The following is a 7873-nucleotide window of genomic DNA, read 5'->3' as shown; positions in this document are numbered from 1 at the left end:
TCTCGGTGTCGAGCGCATCGGCGTGCTCGGTCCGCTGCGCCGCAACGATCCCCAGGGCGGCGGCGTAGTCGGCGATCACCGTCGCGGCCGCGGTGGCATCCGCGGCGTCGGCGCGGGCAGCGCGCAACTGCGCAGTCAGGGTGTCGAGGGCAGGACCCGAGATCGTCTCCTGACCGCAGGCCGCAACTGTCGACACGGTGGCCGCGGACAGAGCAGCGACGCCGGCGAGTCGGAACAACCCGCGGCGACTGAGCGCGAAGGGGACGGTCGGCGTTGGCACTCCGATATCGTGCCAGACCGCGGCGCTCGCACGTGCCGTGCCCGTGTGTCGCGTCGGCCGATCGTGGTCACGAGCACTGCCTGCGGGGCGGTAGGCTGTTGGTTCACCAAACGCAGTCCTGCTGCCGTACGCCGGATCGCCCACAACTACACACGAGGAGTTCGCGACATGCCTGTTCCGTCCAAGGAAAGGGTTGTCGAACTGCTCGCCGACCTCGTTCGAGAACGGGGTTACGACCTCGAAGACGTGAACGTCGTCGCCGCAGGAAAGCACAGTGCAGTGCGGATCATGGTCGATCGCGAAGAGGGAATCGACCTCGACGCTCTCCCGGAACTGAGCCGCGAGATCTCGGATGCCTTCGATGCCGTGACGGATTTCGGGGAAGCTCCGTACACGTTGGAAGTCACCACCCCCGGAATCGACCGCCCACTGACCGAGGCACGGCATTGGCGTCGGGCTCGCGGACGCAAAGTGCGTATCGAACTGGCCGACGGCAAGTTCGACGGTCGCGTCGGGGTACTCGACGGCGATTCGGTCACCGTGGTGATCAAGGAGAAGGGTGTGCTGTTGACTCGCCCCGTTGCCTTGTCCGATGTTGTGAAAGCTGTTGTACAGGTGGAGTTCTCCCGGCCGAGCGCCGAAGAGATGGACCTGGCGGGTGGCGTGGTCGGCAGTAGGCCGTCACCCGCGAACACCGATGAGATCGTGGACGTGGAAGCACCGGAAGAAGGGTCGGACAAGTGAATATCGACATAGCCGCATTGCGTGCCATCGAGGCGGACAAGGGAATTCCGATCGAGATGGTGATCTCGACGATCCAGACTGCGCTGCTGACGGCCTACCGGCACACCGAGGGTCACCAGTCCAACGCTTGGATCGACGTCGATCGCAAGACCGGCTCCGTTCGGGTGATGGCCAAGGAACTCGACGCCGACGGCAATCTGATCTCCGAATGGGACGACACCCCGGAAGGCTTCGGACGCATTGCGGCAACCACGGCGCGTCAGGTCATCCTGCAGCGCCTGCGCGACGCCGAGCACGAGCGGTCGTTCGGTGAGTACTCCACGCACGAGGGTGAGATCGTCAACGGTGTCATCCAGCGTGACACGCGTGCCAATGCGAAGGGCACCGTGATCGTCCGTATCGGAAGTGACGCCAACGGAGCCGACGGCCTGCTGCCGCCCGCAGAGCAGGTGCCGGGCGAGAGCTACGAGCACGGCGAGCGCATCAAGTGCTACGTCGTCGGAGTCGCCCGGGGTAACCGGGGTCCGCAGATCACGCTCTCGCGCACGCACCCGAATCTGGTGCGCAAGCTGTTCGCCCTCGAGGTTCCCGAGATCGCCGACGGCTCGGTCGACATCGTGGCAGTGGCTCGCGAGTCGGGGCACCGCTCGAAGATCGCCGTCGCGTCCACCGTGTCCGGGCTCAACGCCAAGGGTGCCTGCATCGGACCGATGGGTCAGCGCGTGCGCAACGTGATGAGCGAACTGGCAGGCGAAAAGATCGACATCATCGACTTCGACGAGGACCCGGCCACGTTCGTCGGGAATGCATTGTCCCCGTCGAAAGTTGTTTCGGTGACCGTCGTCGACGCGGTTGCCCGTGCGGCCCGTGTCGTGGTTCCCGAGTACCAGCTCTCCCTGGCCATCGGCAAGGAAGGGCAGAACGCCCGACTGGCTGCTCGATTGACCGGTTGGCGCATCGACATCCGCAGCGATGCGGCGGCACCCGAGACGACCAGCGCGTAGGGCCGGAATGCGGAGTTCGGGGCAATACAGCGGTAGAGTGGTCGATGGTTCGGTAACGACCTCTCCGCCCAGGGGCATGAACGCGAGTATCCGGCAGTGACAAGCCGGCCGATTCGTACATGCATCGGGTGCAGGGAGCGAGTGCCGGCCGCCGATCTGTTGAGGATCGTGGTTCGAGAAGCTGGTTCGCACGAATTCGCTCTCGTCCCCGATGTCCGGCATTCGATGTCCGGCCGTGGTGCGTGGTTGCACTACAACCGAGAGTGCCTGCACAATGCGGAACGACGCCGAGTCTTCGGTCGTGCGTTTCGGATATCGGGAAATGTGGAATCGTCCGCAGTGACAGCCGTGCTCGACGAGCACGAACAACTGCAGGTCGAGGACACGACAAGAGCAACACCCGTCGACAAGAACAGGCAACAGCACTGATGAGCACACCGTGAAGCACCAACGATGAACGTCCATCGGAGATAACCCGAGGTCGTGCGGGCACCAAGCCTCGCTCGGCCTCTCAGTGAGGAGAGCAGTGGCAGGCAAGGCCCGCGTGCACGAGTTGGCAAAAGAACTCGGTGTCACCAGTAAGGAACTACTCGCACGGCTCAAAGAGCAAGGCGAGTTCGTCAAGTCCGCATCATCCACAGTCGAAGCCCCCGTGGCGCGTCGACTGCGTGAATCCTTCCCGTCCGAGAACACGGACGCGTCGGCACCGGCCGCAGCTGCACCGAACGGTCGCGCAGCGGCCGATCGGGCAGCGAGCAGCACCGCGAAGCCGGGTGCCGCAAAACCGGGCGGACCCCGTCCCGGCCCCAAGCCGGCACCGCGTCCGGCAGAGCCGGAAGCACCCGCAGCGCAAGCTCCCGTGGAGGCAGCACCCGCTGCACCCGCGACTCCGGCTGCCGCGCCGGCTCCGGCCCCCGCAGCGCCTACCCCCGAGCCCGCAGCTCCGGCCGCTCCGGTCGAGCAGGCTCCCGCCGCGTCGGCTGCCACCAGCGACGCTGCCTCGGCCCCGGCCGCTCCGAAGCCCGCAGGTCCCGGCCCCAAGCCCGGCCCCAAGGCTCCGCGTGTCGGTAACAACCCGTACTCCTCGGCTCCCGTGGAGCGTCCAGCTCCTCGACCCGCTCCCGGTGCTCCGCGCCCCGGTGGCGGACGCCCCGCTCCCGGACAAGGTGGGCCTCGTCCCGCAACACCGTCCGGTGGCAGTCGTCCGGCTCCAGGGCAGGGTGGGCCCCGTCCCGCACCGGGCCAGGCCGGACCTCGTCCGAGCCCCGGCTCGATGCCTCCTCGTCCCAACCCCGGTGCCATGCCGACCCGTTCGGCACGTCCCGGCCCCGCAGCAGGTCGCCCCGGTCGTCCCGGTGGTGCTCCGGGCGGACGCCCGGGCGGCGGCGGTGGCGGTGGCTACCGCGGTGGCGGCGCTCCCGGCGCTCCCGGTGGTGCCCCCGCAGGCGGCGCTCCCGCAGGTGGTTTCCGTGGTCGTCCCGGTGGCGGTGGACGCCCCGGTCAGCGCGGCGCAGCAGCAGGTGCATTCGGTCGTCCCGGCGGAGCAGTTCGTCGTGGCCGCAAGTCGAAGCGGGCGAAGCGCGCCGAGTACGAGAGCATGCAGGCTCCCGCAGTCGGCGGCGTCAGGCTGCCCCGCGGCAACGGTGAGACCATTCGTCTCGCCCGCGGCGCATCGCTGTCGGACTTCGCGGACAAGATCGACGCGAACCCGGCTGCACTGGTGCAAGCCCTGTTCAACCTCGGTGAGATGGTCACTGCGACGCAGTCCGTCAACGACGAGACGCTGGAGCTTCTCGGCGGCGAGATGAACTACGTCGTTCAGGTCGTCAGTCCCGAGGACGAAGATCGTGAGCTGCTGGACTCGTTCGACCTCACCTACGGCGAGGATGCCGGCGGCGAGGACGATCTGGAGCAGCGTCCCCCGGTGGTCACCGTCATGGGCCACGTCGATCACGGTAAGACGCGACTGTTGGACTCGATTCGCAACACCACGGTGCGCGAAGGCGAGGCCGGCGGAATCACGCAGCACATCGGTGCGTACCAGGTGCTGACCGAGCTCGAAGGCAACGAGCGTCTCGTGACGTTCATCGACACCCCCGGTCACGAGGCCTTCACGGCCATGCGTGCCCGTGGTGCCAAGGCCACCGACCTCGCGATCCTGGTGGTCGCAGCCGACGACGGCGTCATGCCGCAGACGGTGGAGGCCATCAACCACGCACAGGCAGCCGACGTGCCGATCGTGGTCGCGGTGAACAAGATCGACAAGGAGGGCGCGAACCCGGACAAGATCCGGCAGCAGCTCACCGAATACGGTCTGGTCGCCGAGGAATACGGCGGCGAGACGATGTTCGTCGACATCTCCGCCAAGCAGGGCACCAACATCGATGCCCTCCTCGAAGCGGTGCTGCTGACGGCCGACGCGTCGCTCGATCTGCGCGCCAACCCGGACATGGACGCTCAGGGTGTCGCCATCGAGGCACACCTCGACCGTGGTCGCGGCCCGGTCGCGACCGTGCTCATCGCTCGCGGAACCTTGCGTGTCGGTGACTCGATCGTCGCCGGTGACGCATACGGACGCGTTCGTCGCATGGTCGACGAGCACGGCGAGGACGTCACCGAAGCGATGCCGTCTCGTCCCGTGCAGGTCATCGGCTTCACGTCGGTGCCCGGTGCAGGCGACAACCTTCTGGTGGTCGACGAGGACCGAATCGCTCGACAGATCGCCGACCGTCGAAATGCGCGCAAGCGCAACGCTCTGGCAGCCAAGAGCCGCAAGCGCATCAGCCTCGACGATCTCGATGCAGCTCTGAAGGAGACTTCGCAGCTGAACTTGATCCTCAAGGGTGACAACTCGGGAACCGTGGAAGCGCTCGAAGAGGCGCTGCTCGGAATCGAGATCGACGACGAGGTCGAACTGCGCGTCATCGACCGCGGTGTCGGTGGCGTCACGGAGACCAACGTCAACCTGGCGTCGGCATCCAACGCGATCATCATCGGCTTCAACGTTCGAGCGGAGGGCAAAGCCACCGAGCTGGCCAACCGTGAAGGCGTCGACATCCGGTACTACTCGGTGATCTACCAGGCCATCGACGAGATCGAGAAGGCCCTCAAGGGCATGCTCAAGCCGGTGTACGAAGAGGTTGCCCTCGGGCAGGCCGAGATCCGCGCGCTGTTCCGTTCCTCCAAGGTCGGAAACATCGCCGGTTGCCTCGTCACCTCCGGTACGATCCGTCGCAACGCCAAGGCGCGACTCATCCGAGACAGCGCCGTTGTCGCGGAAACCGTCACGATCTCCTCGCTCCGTCGCGAGAAGGACGACGCGACGGAGGTCCGCGAGGGCTACGAATGTGGTTTGACGGTGACGTACTCCGACATCAAGGTGGGCGATGTCATCGAGGCGTACGAGCTCCGTGAAAAGCCGCGCGACTAGAACGGATGCGGAGCCTTTCGGCTCCGCACCCGGTCGCGTCGGCTCGGTGGTGAAGCCAGGGGAGTGACACTGCGCTCCGACTTTCGAGCCGGTGGTGGTACGACAGATGTACCGCCACCGGCTTTGTCGTCGAAGCTGATCGAAGGACGTCAGCGTGTATCTGGGTGCTCTGGAGTTGGACGTGTTGTTGGGGGATGTGCGTTCGCTCGCCGAGAAACGGTCGATGGTGGAACCGGTGCTCGGTGATCTGCAACGGCTGGGAGTCTCGGCTGCCGAAACCGGTGAGCGAGAACGTATTCGGCGGTCCCTGCTGGGGGTTGCCGCGGCCGGTACCGACGTCGACCTACTGCACGACAAACTGGACGAGTGCGAACGGCATGTCGCCGAACGCCACGATCTGGAACTGTTGGCAGTACGCCGGAGAATCTTCGGACCCGAGGATTGATCCGGGAAGTCCGCCGAGCGCTGCTCGGCGGACGAGAAGTGCACAACCGCCGCTTCGTCGGAACAGAATCGACGTTCGGCCATGAAAGAGGAGTGTGATTGTCGTGGTGGATCAGGCCAGGGCTCGAAAGTTGTCCAAGCGAATCGCCGCCATCGTTGCAACGGCGATCGATCACGAGATCAAGGATCCACGGCTGGCATTCGTGACCATCACCGACACCAAGGTGACCGCCGACCTGCACGACGCCACGGTGTACTACACCGTGATGGGTGAAGACCTCGATACTCCGCCCGATCTGCAGGCCGCCGCGGCAGGGCTGGAGAAGGCCAAGGGCGTGCTGCGCTCGAAGGTCGGAGCCGGAACGGGTGTGCGGTACACGCCGACGTTGACGTTCGTGACCGACACGGTGCCCGACACCGCACGCCACATGGAAGACCTGCTCGAACGCGCCCGCGTGGCCGACGAAGAACTGGCCCGCGCGCGTGCGAACGCCAAGCCCGCCGGGGACCCGGATCCGTACAAAGCTCCACGCGAAGTCGCAGACACAGATGGTTATTCCGCAGGCTCCACTCCTGCAGGCGTCGAGCCCGCCGAAGCCGACTGACATGTCCTACGGTTCGGGGGCAGTGTCGGAGGCCGACGAGGATCTGGCGCGGGCGATCGAGATGCTCGAACGTGCATCCTCGGTGACCGTGCTGTGTCATGTTCAACCCGATGCCGACACGATCGGTAGTGGGCTTGCGCTCGGTTCGGTGCTCGAACGTCGCGGCGCGACCGTTCAGGTGGCATTCGCAGCACCGGCGTCCCTGCCCGAGTCGATGGACGAATTACCGGGTAGACACCTTCTCGTCGGCGCAGACGAGGTCAGCGAGTCCGTCGATCTGGTGGTCACGGTCGACGCCGGAAGCAGGGGGCGGCTGGGTTCGCTGGGCGACCGACTCGATACGGCGTCGGCCAGCCTCGTCATCGATCATCACCGCAGCAACACACGATTCGGAACGCTGAATGTGGTGCACGCGTCTGCTGAGTCCACCACCGCCGTCATCGCGCGGTTGTTCGATCGGTGGGGCGTCGAGATCGATGCCGATCTGGCCCACTTGCTGTTCGCGGGTCTGGTCACCGACACCGGGTCGTTCCGCTGGGTTCGCCCGGGTTCTCATCTGCTGGCCGAGAGACTGTTGGCCACGGGGATCGACGGGGCTCACATCGCCCGCAAGCTGCTCGACACTCACCCGTTCGACTGGTTGCCGATGCTCGGGTCGGTGCTCGGTTCGGCATCGTTGCTTCCCGACGCAGCCGACGGACGAGGGCTGGTGTACGCCGTCATCAGGAGCGAGGATTCCGCCGGATTGCGGTCCGAGGAGATCGAGAGCGTGATCGACATCGTGCGCACCACCTCCGAGGCCGAGGTCGCCGCGGTACTCAAGCAACAGGATTTCGGGTCGGTCTGGGTGGTCTCTCTGCGGTCGAAGACCGAGGTCGACGTGTCGGCGGTGGCGTGCGCGCTCGGCGGTGGCGGGCACCGCAATGCAGCCGGCTACACCGCGACCGGCGACCTGCCCGACGTGATCGATGCGCTGCGTGAGGCCCTGTCGGCGTCGTGAGTTCCGCCCCGGTCACGGCTCGAAAGATCCTCGGTCTGTCGTTGCCCTCTCTCGGCGTCCTCGCTGCCGAGCCCCTGTACCTGTTGTTCGACGCCGCCGTGGTCGGCCGGCTCGGCGCGCTCGCTCTCGCCGGCCTGGCCATCGGTGGGCTCGTGTTGGCCCAGGTCAGCACGCAGCTGACGTTCCTGTCCTACGGCACGACCGCGCGAGCGGCTCGCATGCACGGTGCAGGCCGCGAACGCGACGCCGTCGGTGAGGGTGTGCAGGCAACCTGGTTGGCCTTCGCGATCGGTATCGCCATCGTCGCGGTGATGCAGCTCGCCGCCGAGCCCGTGGTCTCGGTGCTGACCGGCGGAGGGGACATCG

8 protein-coding genes and 1 pseudogene are annotated in these 7873 nt (G+C 66.3%); 8 read left to right on the top strand and 1 reads right to left on the bottom strand.

Translation table 11 applies throughout. From position 1 onward, the window contains the following. Nucleotides 1-280, bottom strand: a pseudogene (locus A2J02_RS11480) (hypothetical protein); the annotation flags it as partial. Between the two features lie 168 nt (nt 281-448). On the opposite strand from A2J02_RS11480, the gene rimP reads away from it, so the two are divergent. From rimP to A2J02_RS11435, 8 genes are all read left to right on the top strand, one after another. Continuing rightward, entirely contained in the window at nt 449-1024 is a 576-nt protein-coding gene (gene rimP / locus A2J02_RS11475; RefSeq protein WP_068050205.1) for a ribosome maturation factor RimP, read from the top strand. After that, on the top strand, nt 1021-2028 hold the full coding sequence (gene nusA, locus A2J02_RS11470; RefSeq protein WP_068050201.1) for a transcription termination factor NusA: 1008 nt from the start codon (nt 1021-1023) through the stop codon (nt 2026-2028). Before rimP ends, nusA begins: the two co-directional genes overlap by 4 nt. Before the next feature lie 96 nt (nt 2029-2124). Next, entirely contained in the window at nt 2125-2457 is a 333-nt protein-coding gene (locus A2J02_RS11465; RefSeq protein WP_068050199.1) for a YlxR family protein, read from the top strand. A gap of 97 nt (nt 2458-2554) precedes the next feature. After that, the gene (gene infB / locus A2J02_RS27230; protein WP_082898773.1) at nt 2555-5458 is read left to right on the top strand and encodes a translation initiation factor IF-2; all 2904 of its coding nucleotides are present in this window, start codon (nt 2555-2557) and stop codon (nt 5456-5458) included. A gap of 154 nt (nt 5459-5612) precedes the next feature. After that, on the top strand, nt 5613-5903 hold the full coding sequence (locus tag A2J02_RS11450; protein ID WP_068050194.1) for a DUF503 domain-containing protein: 291 nt from the start codon (nt 5613-5615) through the stop codon (nt 5901-5903). Nucleotides 5904-6006: 103 nt separating this feature from the next. Next, entirely contained in the window at nt 6007-6507 is a 501-nt protein-coding gene (gene rbfA, locus A2J02_RS11445; protein ID WP_068050203.1) for a 30S ribosome-binding factor RbfA, read from the top strand. A gap of 1 nt (nt 6508) precedes the next feature. Then, nucleotides 6509-7507 carry a DHH family phosphoesterase gene (locus A2J02_RS11440; protein WP_068050192.1) on the top strand — a complete coding sequence of 333 codons (999 nt, stop codon included), beginning with the start codon at nt 6509-6511 and terminating at the stop codon, nt 7505-7507. Then, nucleotides 7504-7873, top strand: a 370-nt coding sequence (locus A2J02_RS11435; protein WP_269454983.1) for an MATE family efflux transporter, incomplete at its 3' end; no start/stop codon positions are given. The genes A2J02_RS11440 and A2J02_RS11435, both read left to right, overlap by 4 nt.

The sequence above is a fragment of the Rhodococcus sp. EPR-147 genome, from assembly GCF_001647185.1.
Lineage (GTDB): Bacteria > Actinomycetota > Actinomycetes > Mycobacteriales > Mycobacteriaceae > Rhodococcoides.
This window is presented reverse-complemented; position numbering and strand designations above follow the sequence as displayed.